The organism is Cupriavidus necator A5-1, from assembly GCF_000744095.1.
GTDB classification, from domain to species: domain Bacteria; phylum Pseudomonadota; class Gammaproteobacteria; order Burkholderiales; family Burkholderiaceae; genus Cupriavidus; species Cupriavidus necator_A.
Map to the genome: position 1 here is coordinate 3,947,860 of NZ_JQLI01000008.1, position 14,465 is coordinate 3,962,324.

Annotated in this window: 16 protein-coding genes, 1 other RNA gene and 1 riboswitch; of the genes, 10 read left to right on the plus strand and 7 right to left on the minus strand. The window is 68.9% G+C overall.

The genetic code is table 11. From position 1 onward, the window contains the following. Positions 1-46: 46 nt before the first annotated feature. The 4 genes from cobU to K307_RS42360 are packed head-to-tail and all read left to right on the plus strand — an operon-like array spanning position 47 to position 3,628. A complete protein-coding gene (gene cobU, locus K307_RS42345) occupies positions 47-721 on the plus strand; it encodes a bifunctional adenosylcobinamide kinase/adenosylcobinamide-phosphate guanylyltransferase (protein ID WP_230626353.1) in 675 nt (224 codons plus the stop codon). Continuing rightward, positions 715-1,689 (plus strand): adenosylcobinamide-phosphate synthase CbiB, encoded by a 975-nt coding sequence (gene cbiB, locus K307_RS42350; protein ID WP_042886992.1) that lies wholly within the window; start codon positions 715-717, stop codon positions 1,687-1,689. The genes cobU and cbiB overlap by 7 nt, the downstream gene beginning before the upstream one ends. After that, positions 1,686-2,705 (plus strand): threonine-phosphate decarboxylase CobD, encoded by a 1,020-nt coding sequence (gene cobD, locus K307_RS42355; RefSeq protein ID WP_042886993.1) that lies wholly within the window; start codon positions 1,686-1,688, stop codon positions 2,703-2,705. The genes cbiB and cobD overlap by 4 nt, the downstream gene beginning before the upstream one ends. Before the next feature lie 20 nt (positions 2,706-2,725). Beyond that, on the plus strand, positions 2,726-3,628 hold the full coding sequence (locus K307_RS42360; protein WP_042886994.1) for a cobalamin-binding protein: 903 nt from the start codon (positions 2,726-2,728) through the stop codon (positions 3,626-3,628). On the opposite strand, the gene K307_RS42365 is transcribed toward K307_RS42360, so the two are convergent. From K307_RS42365 to K307_RS42395, 7 genes are read right to left on the minus strand one after another with little or no spacing between them, the layout of a single operon-like run. Next, positions 3,629-4,204: a histidine phosphatase family protein gene (locus K307_RS42365; protein WP_042886995.1), complete on the minus strand. Its 576-nt coding sequence runs from the start codon at positions 4,202-4,204 to the stop codon at positions 3,629-3,631. Then, positions 4,189-5,013 carry an adenosylcobinamide-GDP ribazoletransferase gene (locus K307_RS42370; RefSeq protein WP_051975424.1) on the minus strand — a complete coding sequence of 275 codons (825 nt, stop codon included), beginning with the start codon at positions 5,011-5,013 and terminating at the stop codon, positions 4,189-4,191. The genes K307_RS42365 and K307_RS42370 overlap by 16 nt, the downstream gene beginning before the upstream one ends. Next, the gene (gene cobT, locus K307_RS42375; protein WP_042886998.1) at positions 5,010-6,050 is read right to left on the minus strand and encodes a nicotinate-nucleotide--dimethylbenzimidazole phosphoribosyltransferase; all 1,041 of its coding nucleotides are present in this window, start codon (positions 6,048-6,050) and stop codon (positions 5,010-5,012) included. The genes K307_RS42370 and cobT overlap by 4 nt, the downstream gene beginning before the upstream one ends. Before the next feature lie 28 nt (positions 6,051-6,078). After that, entirely contained in the window at positions 6,079-6,711 is a 633-nt protein-coding gene (gene cobO, locus K307_RS42380) for a cob(I)yrinic acid a,c-diamide adenosyltransferase (protein ID WP_042886999.1), read from the minus strand. After that, the gene (locus K307_RS42385) at positions 6,708-7,556 is read right to left on the minus strand and encodes an ABC transporter ATP-binding protein (protein ID WP_042887000.1); all 849 of its coding nucleotides are present in this window, start codon (positions 7,554-7,556) and stop codon (positions 6,708-6,710) included. Before K307_RS42385 ends, cobO begins: the two co-directional genes overlap by 4 nt. Beyond that, positions 7,553-8,560 (minus strand): FecCD family ABC transporter permease, encoded by a 1,008-nt coding sequence (locus tag K307_RS42390; RefSeq protein WP_022536385.1) that lies wholly within the window; start codon positions 8,558-8,560, stop codon positions 7,553-7,555. Before K307_RS42390 ends, K307_RS42385 begins: the two co-directional genes overlap by 4 nt. A 15-nt stretch (positions 8,561-8,575) precedes the next feature. Further along, the gene (locus K307_RS42395) at positions 8,576-10,468 is read right to left on the minus strand and encodes a TonB-dependent receptor plug domain-containing protein (RefSeq protein ID WP_042887001.1); all 1,893 of its coding nucleotides are present in this window, start codon (positions 10,466-10,468) and stop codon (positions 8,576-8,578) included. Between the two features lie 72 nt (positions 10,469-10,540). Next, positions 10,541-10,837, minus strand: a riboswitch (cobalamin riboswitch). Between the two features lie 190 nt (positions 10,838-11,027). Here K307_RS42395 and K307_RS42400 point away from each other — a divergent pair. The 6 genes from K307_RS42400 (at position 11,028) to K307_RS42420 (ending at position 14,389) form a co-directional block, all read left to right on the plus strand. Next, the gene (locus K307_RS42400) at positions 11,028-11,333 is read left to right on the plus strand and encodes a hypothetical protein (RefSeq protein WP_041681139.1); all 306 of its coding nucleotides are present in this window, start codon (positions 11,028-11,030) and stop codon (positions 11,331-11,333) included. After that, positions 11,330-11,662 (plus strand): cell division protein ZapA, encoded by a 333-nt coding sequence (locus K307_RS42405; RefSeq protein WP_042887003.1) that lies wholly within the window; start codon positions 11,330-11,332, stop codon positions 11,660-11,662. Before K307_RS42400 ends, K307_RS42405 begins: the two co-directional genes overlap by 4 nt. A gap of 294 nt (positions 11,663-11,956) precedes the next feature. Continuing rightward, a non-coding RNA gene (gene ssrS / locus K307_RS44930) (6S RNA) lies at positions 11,957-12,174 on the plus strand. A 109-nt stretch (positions 12,175-12,283) separates the two neighbouring features. After that, complete coding sequence (locus K307_RS42410; RefSeq protein WP_042887004.1) at positions 12,284-12,766, plus strand: EVE domain-containing protein; 483 nt, start codon at positions 12,284-12,286, stop codon at positions 12,764-12,766. Then, positions 12,766-13,590 (plus strand): sulfite exporter TauE/SafE family protein, encoded by an 825-nt coding sequence (locus K307_RS42415; protein WP_042887005.1) that lies wholly within the window; start codon positions 12,766-12,768, stop codon positions 13,588-13,590. Before K307_RS42410 ends, K307_RS42415 begins: the two co-directional genes overlap by 1 nt. A 100-nt stretch (positions 13,591-13,690) precedes the next feature. Continuing rightward, on the plus strand, positions 13,691-14,389 hold the full coding sequence (locus K307_RS42420; RefSeq protein WP_042887006.1) for an SIMPL domain-containing protein: 699 nt from the start codon (positions 13,691-13,693) through the stop codon (positions 14,387-14,389). Positions 14,390-14,465 lie beyond the last annotated feature (76 nt).

The window sequence follows — 14,465 nt, forward strand, 5'->3', positions numbered from 1 at the left end:
GCAAGAGCAGGATGCGAGGGTCGGATGCGGCGGCTACAATACGCGGATGGAAACCCCGGCCATCGCACCCGCCTCCGCGCCCGGCACGGCCGCCGCTACCCAGCCGCGAGCCGCCACCAGCGGGAACGGCGCGCGCCAGCTCACGCTGGTGCTGGGCGGCGCGCGTTCCGGCAAGAGCCACTACGCTGAACAGCTCGCCACCGACCACGCCACCGTCATCGGCGGCCCGATCACTTACGTCGCCACCGCGCGGCAAGACCCGGCGCACGCCGACCAGGAACTCGAAGTCCGCATCGCGCTGCATCGCGCGCGCCGCCCGGCCGACTGGCGCCTGGTCGAAGAGCCGGTGCACCTGGCCGACGCGCTCTATGCCAACGCGCGCCACGACGGCTGCATCCTGGTGGATTGCATGACGCTGTGGCTGAACAATCTGCTCTTTCCCGACGGCCGCAGCTATCCCGAACATGGCGTGATCACGCCGCCCGATCCCTTCTCCGAGGAAATCGAAGCGCTGCTCACCGCGCTGCCCACGCTGCCCGGCCACGTGATCCTGGTCTCCAACGAGATCGGCTTCGGCGTGATCCCGATGGGCGCGATCACCCGCTTCTATGTCGATGAACTGGGCCGCCTGAACCAGAAGCTGGCCGCTGCCGCCGACCGCGTGCGGCTGCTGGTGGCAGGCATCCCGGTTGCGGTCAAGGGCGCCGATCCCGCATGCTGATGCAGGCCTGGCCGGCCTGCGTTGCCGCTGCACTGGCAGGCGTGCTGCTGGACCGCTGGCTGGGCGAGCCGCGCCGCTGGCATCCGCTGGTGGGATTTGGCCGCGTCGCCAACGCACTCGAACGACGCATCAATGATCCCGCGCATCGCGGCTCGCCGTGGCGGCAGCGCCTGGCCGGCCTTGCCGGCTGGTGCGCGCTGGTGCTGGTGCCGGCCGCGCTGGCGTGGTGGCTGGTCGAAGCTGCCGCGCGCTGGCATCCGCTTGTCGCGCTGGCGCTGCATGCGCTGGCACTGTATGCCGCGCTCGGCGCGCGCAGCCTGCATCAGCATATCGCCCCGATTGCCGCCGCCCTCGCCGCCGCGGACCTGTTGACGGCGCGTACGCTAACCGCGCGCATCGTCTCGCGCGACACCGCCGATGCGGATGCCGAAGCGCTGGCGCGCGCCGCCTGCGAATCTGCGCTGGAGAACGGCAATGACGCGATCTTCGGCGCGCTGTTCTGGTTCCTGGTCGGCGGCGCACCCGCGGTGATCGTGTTCCGGCTGGCCAATACACTCGATGCGATGTGGGGCTACCGCACGCCGCGGCTGCTTTATTTCGGCTGGGCCGCGGCGCGCATCGACGATCTGCTCAACCTCATTCCCGCGCGGCTGACAGCGCTGTCCTACGCGCTGCTCGGCGCCACCGCGCAGGCGTTGCACTGCTGGCGCACGCAGGCGCCGGCGTGGTCCAGCCCCAATGCCGGCCCGGTGATGGCCGCGGGCGCGGGCGCGGTCGGTGTTCAGCTGGGCGGTCCGGCGCGCTATCACGGTGAAATCGAACAACGCCCGCCGCTGGGCGCAGGCACCGCGCCGCAGGCCGCGCATGTGATGGCCTGCCTGCGGCTGGTCGAGCGCACCTTGTGGCTGTGGCTCGCGCTGGCAGGCGCCAGCGCGCTGGCCATCCTTGCCGTTTCCACGCCGACGTGAGTACCGCCCTTCCCCCGATCCGCCATGGCGGCAACCTGCTGGCCGCGGTGCGCCGCTACGGCCGTCCTGCCGCTGACTGGCTCGACTTGTCCACCGGCATCAATCCCGACGCTTATCCGGTACCGGCGCTGCCCGCGCAGGCGTGGCAACGGCTACCGCAGGATGATGACGGGCTGGCCGAACTGGCGGCGCAGGCTTGCGGTGCGCCGCAGGCGTTGCCCGTCGCCGGCTCGCAGGCTGCGATCCGCATGTTGCCATGTTTGCTGCGCGCGGGCCGCGTGGGCATCGCCGCGCTGGGCTACAGCGAATATGCGCCCGCCTTTGCCGCGGCGGGCCACACGGTGGTGCCGCTGGACGAAGCGGACTTCGCGCGGGAAGACCTCGCCAACGAACTTGACCATCTCGTCGTGGTGAACCCGAACAACCCGACCGCACGGCTGCTGCCGCCCGCTACGCTGCTGCGCTGGCATGCCTTGCTGGCGGCGCGCGGCGGCACGCTGGTGGTCGACGAAGCCTTTATCGATTGCATGCCTGCGTCATCGGTCGCCGCGCACTGCGGCGAGGCCGGGCTGGTGGTGCTGCGCTCGATCGGCAAGTTCTATGGCCTCGCCGGAATCCGCTGCGGCTTCGTGCTGGCGCAACCGGAGCTGTTGGACGCGCTGCGCGAGCGACTAGGACACTGGACCGTATCGGGCCCGGCGCGCGAAGTTGCGCGCCATGTCCTGACGGACCGAGGCTGGCAGCAGGCGACCCGCACACGGCTGTGCGCGGCAGGCCCCCGGCTCGCCGCGCTGCTGGGGCGCCGCGGGTTCGCGCCCGTGATGCACCCGCTGTTCTGCTGGGTGCCGCATGCCGATGCCGCACGGCTGCATGAAGCCCTGGCATTACACAGTGTCTGGACCCGGTTGTTCGACGCGGCCGGCGGCTGCCCGCCGAGCTTGCGCCTGGGCCTGCCGCCTGACCAGCCGGAAGCCTGGCAGCGTCTCGATGCAGCGCTGGCCGCCGTCACTGCCTGATCCACGCAGCCCCTACATCCATGCTGAACCTCCTGAAGTCCGCCATCGTCCTCGCACTGGCCGCTGCCCTGCCCGCGCAAGCCGCGGTGTCGGTCGTCGACGATGCAGGCCAGACCGTGACACTGGCGCAGCCCGCGCGCCGCGTGATCTCGCTGGCGCCGCACGTGACCGAGATGATCTTCGCCGCGGGCGGCGGCGACCGCATCGTCGGCACGGTCAGCTACAGCGACTATCCGCCGCAGGCGCGCGAGATCCCGCGCGTGGGCGACAACAAGGCGCTGGACCTGGAGCGCATCGCCGCGCTCAAGCCGGACCTGATCGTGGTCTGGCGCCACGGCAATGCGCAGAAGCAGACCGACCGGCTGCGCTCGCTCGGGCTGCCGCTGTTCTACAGCGAGCCGCGCAAGCTGGCGTCGATCCCGGAGAACCTGGAGAAGCTCGGCACGCTGCTGGGCACCGAGGCCACGGCGCGGCGCGCGGCCGACAGCTTCCGCCAGCAGGTGGAGACGCTGCGCAAGACCTACGCGGCGCGCCCACCGGTGACAGTGTTCTACCAGGTCTGGCAGCAGCCGCTGATGACGCTCAACGGCCAGCACCTGGTCAGCGACATGCTGGCGCTGTGCGGCGGGCGCAACCTGTTCGCGGCGGAGGCGCCGCTGGTGCCGACGGTATCGGTGGAAGCTGTGATTGCGGGCAATCCTGAAGCGATGCTGACCGCGGGCATGGGCGCCACGCGTTCGGACCAGCCGCTGCCGGACTTCGAGATGTGGCAGCGCTGGAAGCAGGTCACCGCGGTCGCGCGCAACAACCTGTTCGTGATCGACGGCGACCTCGTCAACCGCGCCGGTCCACGCGTGGTGCAAGGTGCCGAGCAGATCTGCAAAGACCTCGACACGGCCCGCAAACGACGCCCGGCGCGCTGATCAACCGCCGCGGTTCCACCAGTCCAGCCGCACGCCGCCCGCGCCAAGCCGGAAGCGGCAGCTGGCACCGAAGCCAAGCGCCCAGTTGACGGTGACCGCCAGCGGCACGCCCAGCCAGTGCGCGGCCAGCATGCGCATCGGGCCGGCGTGGCTGACCACCCAGATGCAGTCACCGCTGTCCACATCGAGCGATCCGGCCCAGCCGGCGACACGGGCCATCGCCTGCGCCGGCGATTCGCCGCCGTGCGGACGGGCATGCAGCAGGTCTGCCGCCCACTGGTCGAGCGCATCGCGATCGATCGCATCCCACGCTATGCCCTCCCAGGTACCGAAGTCGATCTCGCGCAGCCGCGGCTCGCTGTCGATAGCGGACACCCCGGCCGTCTGCGCCAGTGCCTGCGCGGTCCCGCTCGCGCGGGCCAACGGGCTGGTGACGATGCGCGCAGGCGCCGGCAGTCCCGCCGCGATCTGCGCCACCGCGGGCGTCAGCGGCGACACCAGCGGCAGGTCGAGACAGCCGTAGCAGGTGCCCGCGGGCACCTCCGGCTGCGCGTGGCGGATCAGGACCACATCCATGCCGCGGCCACCAGGTAGAGCAGGATTTCCGCGCACTGCTGGGCCATGCCCAGGCAGTCGCCGGTATAGCCGCCGATGCGATGCACGAAATAGCGGCCGAGCAGCCACCGCAGCACCAGCAGCGCGGCAACGGCCGCGGCGCAGAACAGCGGCGACAGCAGCCACAGCGGCACCAGCCCGCACAGCAGCGCGAACACCAGTCCCGCGCCGGCCAGACGCTGTGCCACCGGCTTGGCCTTGCCCTCGGGCCGCACGTAAGTGAGCGTGGCGAGATAGCTCGCAGCCATCGCGCGGCTGGCGGCATGCGCGGCCACGATCACCATCAGCAGCACCGCCAGCCCGCCGCGCGCGCCGATCGCCACCAGCAGCTGCCACTTGAGCAGCAGCGCCACCACCAGCGCGATCGCGCCGAACGCGCCGATGCGCGAGTCATGCATGATGCGCAGCACATCCTCGCGCTGCCACGCGCCGCCGAAGGCATCGATGCAGTCGGCGAGCCCGTCTTCGTGGAAGGCGCCAGTCAGCAGCAGCGTGGCGGCCATGCCCAGCAGCACGGCGACGCCGACGGGCCACCACAGCATCGCGCCCCAGGTGACCAGTGCTCCCACGCCACCGACCAGCAACCCGACCAGCGGGAAATAGCGCGCGGCAGCGTGCAGGTAATGCGGTTCGAATCCGACCCAGCGCGCCAGCCACCCGGGCAACGGCACGCGCGTGAAGTAGCCCAGCGCTGTCAGGAAGAAGCGAAGCTCGCCTGCCAGCCCCGTGGGGGCGCCTGGCGCGGGCACCGGGTCGGACGGCACACTCATGGCGATGCGGTACTGACCCCGGCGCCGCTGAAGGTCGCCATCTCGTTCAGGAAGGCGGCCGCGGCCGCCACCAGCGGCCATGCCAGCGCGGCGCCGGTGCCCTCGCCCAGGCGCAGGTCCAGCGCCAGCAGCGGCTCGGCGCCGAAATACGCGAGCAGCGCGCGATGGCCACGCTCGTGCGAGCAGTGCGTGAACACGCAGTACTGCAGCACGTTGGGGTCGAGGCGCTGCGCCACCAGCAGCGCGGCCGAGGCGATAAAGCCGTCGACCAGGATCACCATGCGGCTGGCAGCGGCGGCCAGGAAGGCGCCGGCCATCATCGCGATCTCGAAGCCGCCGAAGGTGGCCAGCACCTCGAGCGGCGACTGGGCGCCGGCATGCAGCGCGAGCGCGCGTTCCAGCACTTCGCGCTTGCGCGCCAGGCCGGCATCGTCGAGGCCGGTGCCGCGGCCGATGCAGTCGTCAAGCGGCAGCCCGGTGAGTCGCTGCATCAGGCAGGCAGCTGCGGAGGTATTGGCAATGCCCATCTCGCCGAAACCGATCACATTGCAGCCCTGCTGCGCATGGCGCAACACTCGCGCCATGCCGGCCGTCATCGCGGCGGCGGCCTGTTCAGCCGTCATCGCGGGCTCGACCGCGAAGTTGCGCGTGCCGTCGGCGATGCGGCAGTTGACCAGCCCCGGCGCCGCCGGCAGCGGCAGGCGCACGCCTGCATCAACAATCTCCAGCGCAATGCCATGCTGGCGCGAGAACACATTGATCGCCGCGCCGCCCTTCAGGAAGTTCTGCACCATCTGTGCGGTGACTTCGGCCGGGTAGGCGCTGACGCCTGCATCGGCCACGCCGTGGTCGGCGGCAAACACGATCACCGTGGGCCGCTGCAGCGCGGGGCGTTGCGTGCCGAGGATCAGGCCCAGTTGCAGCGCCAGCGACTCGAGCCGGCCCAGCGCGCCGAGCGGCTTGGTCTTGTCGTCGATGGCGGCCTGCAACGTGGGGCGCAGGGTCTCGTCGAGTGGGGCGATTTCCGGAAACTGCATAGCTTAGCTCCGTGTGTTGAAGTTGCGGCTACATTTCCACGCCGCGCTGCGCCTTGATGCCCTGCTGGAAGGCATGCTTGACCGGCGTCATGTCGGTGACGGTGTCGGCCGCCTCCACCAGCGCCGGCGGCGCGCCGCGGCCGGTGATCACCACGTGCTGCATCGGCGGGCGCGCGCGCAGGTCGGCGATGACCTGCTCCACGTCAAGATAGTGCAGCTTGAGTGCGATGTTGAGTTCGTCGAACAGCACCAGGCCGATCGCCGGGTCGCGCAGCATGCCGCGCGCCACTTCCCAGGCGGCTTCGGCCTTGGCCACGTCGCGGGAACGGTCCTGGGTTTCCCAGGTATAGCCCTCGCCCATCACGTGGAAGGCGCATTCCTCGGGAAAGCGGCGCAGGAACATCTCTTCGCCGGTGGGCTGCGCGCCCTTGATGAACTGGACCACGCCAGTGCGCATGCCGTGGCCGAGCGCGCGCACCACCATGCCGAAGCCGGAGCTGGACTTGCCCTTGCCGTTGCCGGTGGTGATCACGATCACGCCGCGCTCGTCCTGCGCCGCGGCGATTTTTGCGTCGACGACTTCCTTCTTGCGCACCATGCGCGCCTTGTGGCGGGCGTCGCGGTCCGCGTCTTCGGTGGAGGGATTGTTGGAATCGGTCATAGGGAGGGGTCTTGCCTATCGGTACGTGGCGCCGCGGCGCCATCGGGAATCAGTGCAGTATGCACGCCGTCGGTCACGCTGACGATGGGGGTGCGCAGCGCACGCGAGCAACGCTCGGGGGTCAGGACTTCAGCGGCCGGACCGTGCAGTGCGGTGCCGTCTTCGGCCATCAGCAGCGCGTGGGTGGCGTAGCGCAGCGCCAGTGTCAGGTCGTGCAGGATCACCACGATGGCGTGGCGCCCGGCACGGGCCAGTGCGGCGAGCTGCTCCAGCACCACGATCTGGTGGCGCAGGTCCAGGTGCGATACCGGCTCGTCCAGCAGCAGCAGCGGCGCCTGCTGCGCCAGCGCCGCGGCCAGCGAGGCGCGCTGGCGCTCGCCGCCGGACAGCGTCAGCACATCGCGCGCGGCCAGCGCTTCGATATCCATCGCGCGGATCACGTCGTGGACGATGCGCTCGTCCTCGCGACCGGTCCAGCCCCAGCCCGACAGGTGCGGGTGGCGGCCCACGCGTACCGCGTCGAGCACCGACATCGAGAAGGTGTCATGGACCGCCTGCGGCAGGTAGGCGCGCTGGCGCGCCAGTACCGCGGGCGCAACCTGCGTCGGTGCGATGCCGTCGATCTCAACGCTGCCGCCATCGGCATGGCGCAGGCCGGCCAGCACCGTCATCAGCGTGGATTTGCCGGCGCCGTTGGGCCCGGCGATGCACCACAGCTGGCCGGCGCCGATGCTCAGCGTCAGGCGCTCCACCAGCACGCGCTGGCCGGCGCGCAGCCGCACATCGCGCAGCGCGAGCGCCGGGCACGCGGTCAGCGGATGGGACCAGGGCGCGCCCGACGTCATCGCGGCCTCCGCAGCAGCAAGTAAAGGAAAGTCGGCACGCCCAGCAGCGCGGTGATCACGCCCACCGGCAACTGCGCCGGCGCGATCACGGAGCGGGCGATCAGGTCGGCGGCCATCAGCAGCGCACCGCCCAGCAGCACCGCGGCCGGCAGCAGCAAGCGCTGGTCGTTGCCCCACGCCAGCCGCACCAGGTGCGGCACCACCAGCCCGACAAAACCGATCGAGCCGGCCGTGGTAATCGCAGCCGCAATGCACAGCGACGCCAGCATGAAGGTCGCGAGCCGCACGCGGCCGACGCGCACGCCCAGCGACTGCGCCACGGTCTCGCCCAGCAGCATCACGTTGAGCGCGCGCGCCATCGGCATCGCCAGCAGCAGCGCCACGACCAGCATCGCGAGCGCGCCGCCGTAGCTGGCGGTGCCGCTGAGGTCGCCGGTCAGCCAGAACAGCATGCCGCGCAGGCGCGATTCCGGCGCGACCGCCAGGATCAGCGTGATCATCGCGCCCCAGCCGGCGGCCAGGATCACGCCGGTCAGCAGCAGCCGCGCGCCGGCCTCGCGGTGGCCGCCCTGCACTTGCGGATGCAGCAGGTCACGCCGCGCCAGCGACGCCACCAGCACCATCGACAGCAGCGCCCCCACGGCGGCGGAGGCCTGCACGCCCCACCACGGCGCCAGCAGCAGCATGGCCAGCAATGCGGCGGTGGAGGCGCCGCCCGATACGCCCAGCACGTAAGGTTCGGCCAGTGGATTGCGCAGCAGCACCTGCATAAGCGCGCCGGACAGGGCCAGCAGCCCGCCGCAGGCAAAGGCCGCGGCCGCGCGCGGCAAGCGCAGCTCGCGCACGATCGCACCGGCGGTGCCAGTGTCCGCGCCGCTCAGCGCCAGCCACAGCTCGCGCGCATCGAGCGAGACGCTGCCCAGCGCCAGTGAGGCCGCGAACACGAACAGCGCCGCCAGCGCGAGCGCCAGCCAGACCGCCAGGGCGCGCCGCAGCTCAGACATGGCGCGCCCGTGCGCTCATCGCTGGCGCCAGCCCAGCGTGATAAAGCCCGCGCGCCCCTGCGTGTTGTAGGGGAAGGCGAGCTGGTAGTCCTTGTCGAACAGGTTTTCGACGCGGGCGCCAATGAACCATTGCTTGTCGATGTTGTAGCGGGCGTTGAGGTTGACGATACCGTATCCGCCCAGCCGGCGCGAGCCGGCATCCATGCGCGATGACGACAGCAGCCATTCGCCGCCGAAGCGCCAGTTGCCGAAGTTGCGACCCACGTCCAGCGCGGCGTGGCGGCGGGCGCGGCGCAGCAGCTGGGTGTCGGACTGCTCGTCCACCGGGTTCTGGAAGGTCACGCTGGCGCCGATGTCGGTGCCGTACACGGTGGCGCGCCACGAAGCCTCGATGCCCTGCACCTTAGCCTTGTTGACGTTCTGCGCCAGGAACAGGCCACTGGGTTGCAGCGCCGCCACGATCAGATCGTTGTAGCGCGTCTCGAACGCGGTCACGCGCAGCAGGCCAGCGCTGGCGGTGCTGTACTGCACGCCTGCTTCGACCGACTTGGCGCGCTCGGGCTGCAGGTTGGGCTGGCCAAAGTTGGGGAAGTACAGCTCGTTGAAGGTCGGCGCGCGGAAGGCGTTGCTGACGTTGGCGATCAGCTTGAGCGCATCGGTCAGGTTGTAGCCGTAGCCGGCGAAGAAGCTGCCCTGGTTGCCGAAGTCCGAGTAATGATCGTTGCGCGCGTTGAGCTGCAGCTGGTGCTTGCCGAAGCGCCCGTCATAGCCGCCGAACACCGAGAACACATTGCGCGTAGGCGCGCCGTAGGTGGTCGAGTCCAGCTCCTGCTGCAGGTAGTCGGTGCCGAACAGCAGCGTGTGGCTGGCGGCCAGCGCATACTCGTTCTGCCAGTTGAACTGGCGGTTGCGCGTATTGAAGGTGCCGTTGGGATTGCCGTTGAGGAAGGTGTCGCTGCGGTCCTCGCTCTGCGCCAGCTTGAAATGCGTGGTCCAGTCCGCGCCCACCTTGCCGTTGACGAAGGCCGACAGCGTGTACAGCTCGCTGTTGGTGCGGTTGTCGTCGGTGGGACGGCCAAAGGCACTGTCGAACGACACCTTGCTCTTCGAGTAATAGCCGGTAATGCCCGCATCCCAGTTCGGCGTGAAGCGGTGCTTGACCTGGCCCGACACGCTCTGGTTCTCGTACGGGTTGTCGTTGGGGTTGGCGCGCGGCGCCTGCTGCGTATTGATCGACGAGAAGCCGTCGGTCTTGAATGCCGAGCCGGTCAGGTTGAACGAGGTATCGCCGATCTGCCCGCCATAGCCGACCGTGCCCTGGCGCGTATTGTTGCTGCCGTACTCCACCGCCGCATTGGCCGCCGGTGCCTGCCCGGCGCCGCTCTTGGTGAAGATCTGCACCACGCCACCGATCGCATCGGAGCCGTACAGCGCCGAGACGTTGCCGCGCACCACTTCGATATGGTCGATCTGGTCGGGCAGGATATTGGCCAGCTGCGCGGTACCGCTGCTGGCGGACGACACACGCACGCCATCGATCAGGATCAGCGTCTGGTTCGAGTTGGCGCCGCGCATGAACAGCGTCGTGTTGCTGCCCATGCCGCCGTTGGTCGAGAACTCGACGCCGGCCTGGTTGCGCAGCAGCGAGCGCAGGTCGGGCGCCTGCGAGTTCTGGATGTCCTGCTGCGTGACCACCGTGGTGTGCGGCAGCGCCTCGGTAATGGCTTGCTCGGTACGGGTGGAAGTAACCACCACGGGCGCGAGCTGCGCGGTGCCACTGTCGGCCGCTTGCGCGAACGAGGTGGCCGGAACCAGGGTGAACGAGGCGATGGCCGCCAGGATGGCGGGCACGGACGGACGCACCGCCGGGACTGCCGGGCGGGTCGACCTGTGAAGCGATGAACGCATGATGCAGGACTGGATAGAACGGCCGGGCCCGTTCCCCCGCGGACCATATGGCGATGAGGCGTGCCGCGCACGGGCGGCAGCCCGCGTTCAGGCCGGTATCCGGGCTGGCGACACGGGGCCGGCGCCTTCCCGAACCTGCGGTTCAGTGGCGTGTGGCCGGTCCTGCGCGGCATGGAGCCGGGAACGGATCCCGGCATTGCCAGCACCCGGAATTGATCGGGCTGGCAGATGCGCACGCGGTCGCTTACCGTTGCGGGGGCAGCACAGGTTGACCTCTCCGGCACGCTGCCGGCCCGGCTCCCTGTTTCCCGTTGAACTGCCCTTTCGCCAGGGACGAAAAGGGCGAGCACCTGAGACGTGCGCGAGTGTAGGCAGTTTCGCACCCCGCGTCAACGCGGGCCTCCGTAGGCTTTTGTCACAACTCTCGCGGGGTTTTGGGTGCAGAAGACTGCAACTTCCGCACCGCTGACGGGTCACAAACGCTTCCCTTCGCATTGTGCGCGGCTTCGCATCGGCTAGAATCGCGTTACCTGACACTACTCCCATCATGACAGGCCCTATGCTCACCGAACTCGAACAACTGGCCGCCAAGATCGGGCGCGTGCTGCACCATGCGGACACCCTGGCGGCGGAGAACCAGCGGCTGCGCGACGAGATCGCCCGGCTGGAGGGCGAAGCCGCGCAGTTGCGCGGCGAGCGCGAGGCCATGGCTGCCGACCGCGAGCTGCTCAATATCAAGATCGAGGAAGCGCAGCTGCGCATCCAGTCCATCCTTGACAAGCTGCCGACCGCCAGCGACACGCGCCAGCTCGACCTGCTTGGCGAGGGCGCGGAGCCGCACAAGGCCCCCGGAGAACACGCATGAGCAACAAGCAAGTCGAAGTCAATATCGCCGGCCAGCCGTACCGCTTTGCCATCGCCCCCGAGAACGAGGCTGCACTGCTCGACGCGGTGGCGCTGGTCGACACGCAGATGAACAAGCTGCGCAACGGCAGCGCCGCCAAGGGCGTGGAGCGCGTCGCGGTGATGGCCGCGATCAGCATCGCCTCTGACCTGCTGTCCCTGCAGCGCAAGCAGCAGGCCGACGGCACGATTCCCGTGGAGGCGATCCGCGCACGCATCCGCGAACTGAACGAGCGCGCCGACGAGGCGCTGCGGCAGTACGCGCACGTGGGCACTGGCACGCGCGGCTGACGGCGTCCGTGCGCGGCACCACCGATATGCCGATATGTGGTGGATGTGCAGTGGATGCCGCGCTGTCGCGCAAAATGTAACGGTACGCGCGAGTGGACTTGGTATGGCCTGCAACGCGGTGTATAGTGTAGCCAGACTGCGCGAGGCACCACAGATGTGCAGTTGACAGGTTGGGTTATCGCGCCCGGCCGCCGTTCTCATCCCATCCTAGTTAGAAACGGCAAACGTCTGACATCCCGCACGCGGACCGGTTTTCCGGCACGATGATGTGGTCAGAGCGTCAGACGTTTGACAGTTTCCCTGCCTGGTTCGTGAGGGTCATAAACTCCTTGAACCGATATGCATTGCATGGTGCGGGATTATGTCGCGTGGGCGAGCGCGTCGTCGCACTCACAGTCTGGGCCTGGCTTGGACTCCCTGAGTGGATGATGTACCCGAAATGCGACTTCCGCAGCCACTCTGAACCTCACTTGGGTTCAGGATGCCGACCCAGCGGCCGAGGCGGGGACCCCCTAAAAAGGCGGTGGTTTTCTGAACCATCGCCTTTTTTCTTTGTTGTCTGCACCCGTGCCGACCCTGCGCACCCGGTGCCTTGAGCTGCCTTGCATCCTGAGCCGCGCCGTGAGCCCGAACCAGAACAAACGCGCCCGCCAGTACTGGCTGATGAAATCCGAACCGGACGAGGCCAGCATCGACGACCTGTCCCGCGAAGGCACGCTGCCGTGGACCGGCGTGCGCAACTACCAGGCGCGCAACTTCATGCGCGACGCCATGCAGATCGGCGACGGCGTGCTGTTCTACCACTCGTCGTGTCCCGAGCCGGGTATCGCCGGGCTGGCGGAAGTCTGCTCCACCCCCTACCCCGACCCGACTCAGTTCGATCCCAAGAGCCCCTACCATGACGCGGCCTCGAAGCCGGACGCCCCGCGCTGGCTGCTGGTCGACGTGCGCTTCGAGCGCAAGAGCAAGCTGATTTCGCTGGCGGAGCTGCGCGAGCACGAGGAGCTCGCCGACATGGTGGTGCTCCGTCGCGGCAACCGGCTGTCGATTACGCCGGTGACGCCGGCCGAATGGCGCTTTATCACCGGCAAGCTGATGCGCTGATGCAGCTCCACAGCCTGCTGTTCCTGGTCCCCGCGCTGCTCGCACTCGGCGCCTTCACCGGCTTCTGCGCCGGCCTGCTCGGCGTAGGCGGCGGCATGATGATGGTGCCGTTCCTGACGCTTCTGTTCACGTCGCTGGGATTTCCCGCCGAAGCCATCGTCCATATGGCGATCGCCACCTCGATGGGCACGATCCTGTTCACTTCGCTATCGTCCGTGCGCGCGCATCACCAGCGCGGCGCGGTGCGCTGGCCGGTAGTGCTGGCACTCGCACCGGGCATTGTGGTCGGCGGCATGATCGGCGGCGGCAAGGTCTTCGCGGCGCTGAAGACCAGCTGGCTGTCGCTGGCCTTTGCCGTCTTCGTCGGCTTCTCGGCGCTGCAGATGCTGCGCAACCGGCGCCCTACCCCTGGCCGGCAATTGCCCGGATTCGCCGGGATGGCGGGCGCGGGCGGGTTCATCGGTTTCCTGTCGAGCCTGGTGGGTGCGGGCGGCGCCTTTGTCTCGGTGCCGTTCATGACCTGGTGCAACGTGCCGATCCACAACGCGGTGGCCACCTCGGCCGCGCTGGGCTTCCCGATTGCCGCGGCCAGCGTGGCCGGCTACATCTGGAGTGGCTGGCAGATGCCCGGCCTGCCCGCGGGCTCGCTCGGCTATATCTACCTGCCGGCGCTGGTGGTGATCGCCGGGGCCAGCGTGCTGACCGCGCCGCTGGGTGCGCGCACGGCGCACGGGATGGATGTCGGCCAATTGCGCAAGGTCTTTGCGGTGTTGCTGCTGTGCCTGGCGTCGTACATGCTGTGGAAGGCGTGGCAGGCGTTCTGATTCACCCCCCGGAGGTTTCGTAACAATCGTTTGCATTGTCGCGGAACGTTTCGCCGGCCTGCTCCGTCTGATACCCATCACGTTTAAATGGGAGAACAATATGAAGCAATGGCTTGCCGCCACCCTGCTGGGTACCACCGCCATCGTCGCCTCCGCGCATGGCGGCCCCACCGAAACGCCCTCGGGCGTGCTGTCGCTGAACGCACAGGCCGTCGCCGAAGTACCGACCGATATCGTCCACCTGACGCTGGCCGCGGAACAGGAAGGCGCCGAGCCCGGTGCGATCTCGTCGGCGCTGTCGACGCGCACGCAGGCGGTGATCGCGCAGGCGCGCCGCGTGCAAGGCGTGACCGCGGAATCGGGCGGCTTCACCATCCATCCGAGCACCGACCGCAACGGCCGCATCAGCACCTGGCGCGGGCGTTCCGAGGTCATCCTGAAGTCGCGCGACTTCGCCGCGGTATCGAAGCTGGCCGGCGAAGTGGCCAACCAGATGCAGGTGCAGAACATCGCCTTCTCGCTGTCGCGCGAAGCGCGCGAGGCGGCCGAGACCAAGCTGGCCGAGCAGGCCACTGCTTCGTTCCGCAACAAGGCGCAGGCGACTACCAAGCTGTTCGGCTACAACAGCTATACCATCCGGGAAGTGAACCTGAACGAGACTGGCGTGGTGCCGCCGGTGCCGCGGATGTATGGGGCTGCCAAGGCGATGATGGCCGATGCGGCTGCGCCGGTGCCGGTTGAAGGCGGGAAGACGCAGGTGACGGTGTCGGTGAATGGGTCGGTACAGATGTTGAAGTAAGGCGCCAACGTAGAAGAGGCGCGCGGTTTTGGGTGCTCCAAAGCCGCTCGAGCTGGCCTAAGCAAGGTGTTCTCCC

What these genes read in the sequence shown, in the direction of transcription:
- cobU (WP_230626353.1), top strand. Translation starts at nt 47, where the DNA reads ATGGAAACCCCGGCCATCGCACCCGCCTCCGCGCCCGGCACGGCCGCC.
- cbiB (WP_042886992.1), top strand. Translation starts at nt 715, where the DNA reads ATGCTGATGCAGGCCTGGCCGGCCTGCGTTGCCGCTGCACTGGCAGGC.
- K307_RS42360 (WP_042886994.1), top strand. Translation starts at nt 2,726, where the DNA reads ATGCTGAACCTCCTGAAGTCCGCCATCGTCCTCGCACTGGCCGCTGCC.
- K307_RS42365 (WP_042886995.1), bottom strand. Translation starts at nt 4,204, where the DNA reads ATGGATGTGGTCCTGATCCGCCACGCGCAGCCGGAGGTGCCCGCGGGC.
- K307_RS42370 (WP_051975424.1), bottom strand. Translation starts at nt 5,013, where the DNA reads ATGAGTGTGCCGTCCGACCCGGTGCCCGCGCCAGGCGCCCCCACGGGG.
- cobT (WP_042886998.1), bottom strand. Translation starts at nt 6,050, where the DNA reads ATGCAGTTTCCGGAAATCGCCCCACTCGACGAGACCCTGCGCCCCACG.
- cobO (WP_042886999.1), bottom strand. Translation starts at nt 6,711, where the DNA reads ATGACCGATTCCAACAATCCCTCCACCGAAGACGCGGACCGCGACGCC.
- K307_RS42385 (WP_042887000.1), bottom strand. Translation starts at nt 7,556, where the DNA reads ATGACGTCGGGCGCGCCCTGGTCCCATCCGCTGACCGCGTGCCCGGCG.
- K307_RS42390 (WP_022536385.1), bottom strand. Translation starts at nt 8,560, where the DNA reads ATGTCTGAGCTGCGGCGCGCCCTGGCGGTCTGGCTGGCGCTCGCGCTG.
- K307_RS42395 (WP_042887001.1), bottom strand. Translation starts at nt 10,468, where the DNA reads ATGCGTTCATCGCTTCACAGGTCGACCCGCCCGGCAGTCCCGGCGGTG.
- K307_RS42400 (WP_041681139.1), top strand. Translation starts at nt 11,028, where the DNA reads ATGCTCACCGAACTCGAACAACTGGCCGCCAAGATCGGGCGCGTGCTG.
- K307_RS42405 (WP_042887003.1), top strand. Translation starts at nt 11,330, where the DNA reads ATGAGCAACAAGCAAGTCGAAGTCAATATCGCCGGCCAGCCGTACCGC.
- K307_RS42415 (WP_042887005.1), top strand. Translation starts at nt 12,766, where the DNA reads ATGCAGCTCCACAGCCTGCTGTTCCTGGTCCCCGCGCTGCTCGCACTC.
- K307_RS42420 (WP_042887006.1), top strand. Translation starts at nt 13,691, where the DNA reads ATGAAGCAATGGCTTGCCGCCACCCTGCTGGGTACCACCGCCATCGTC.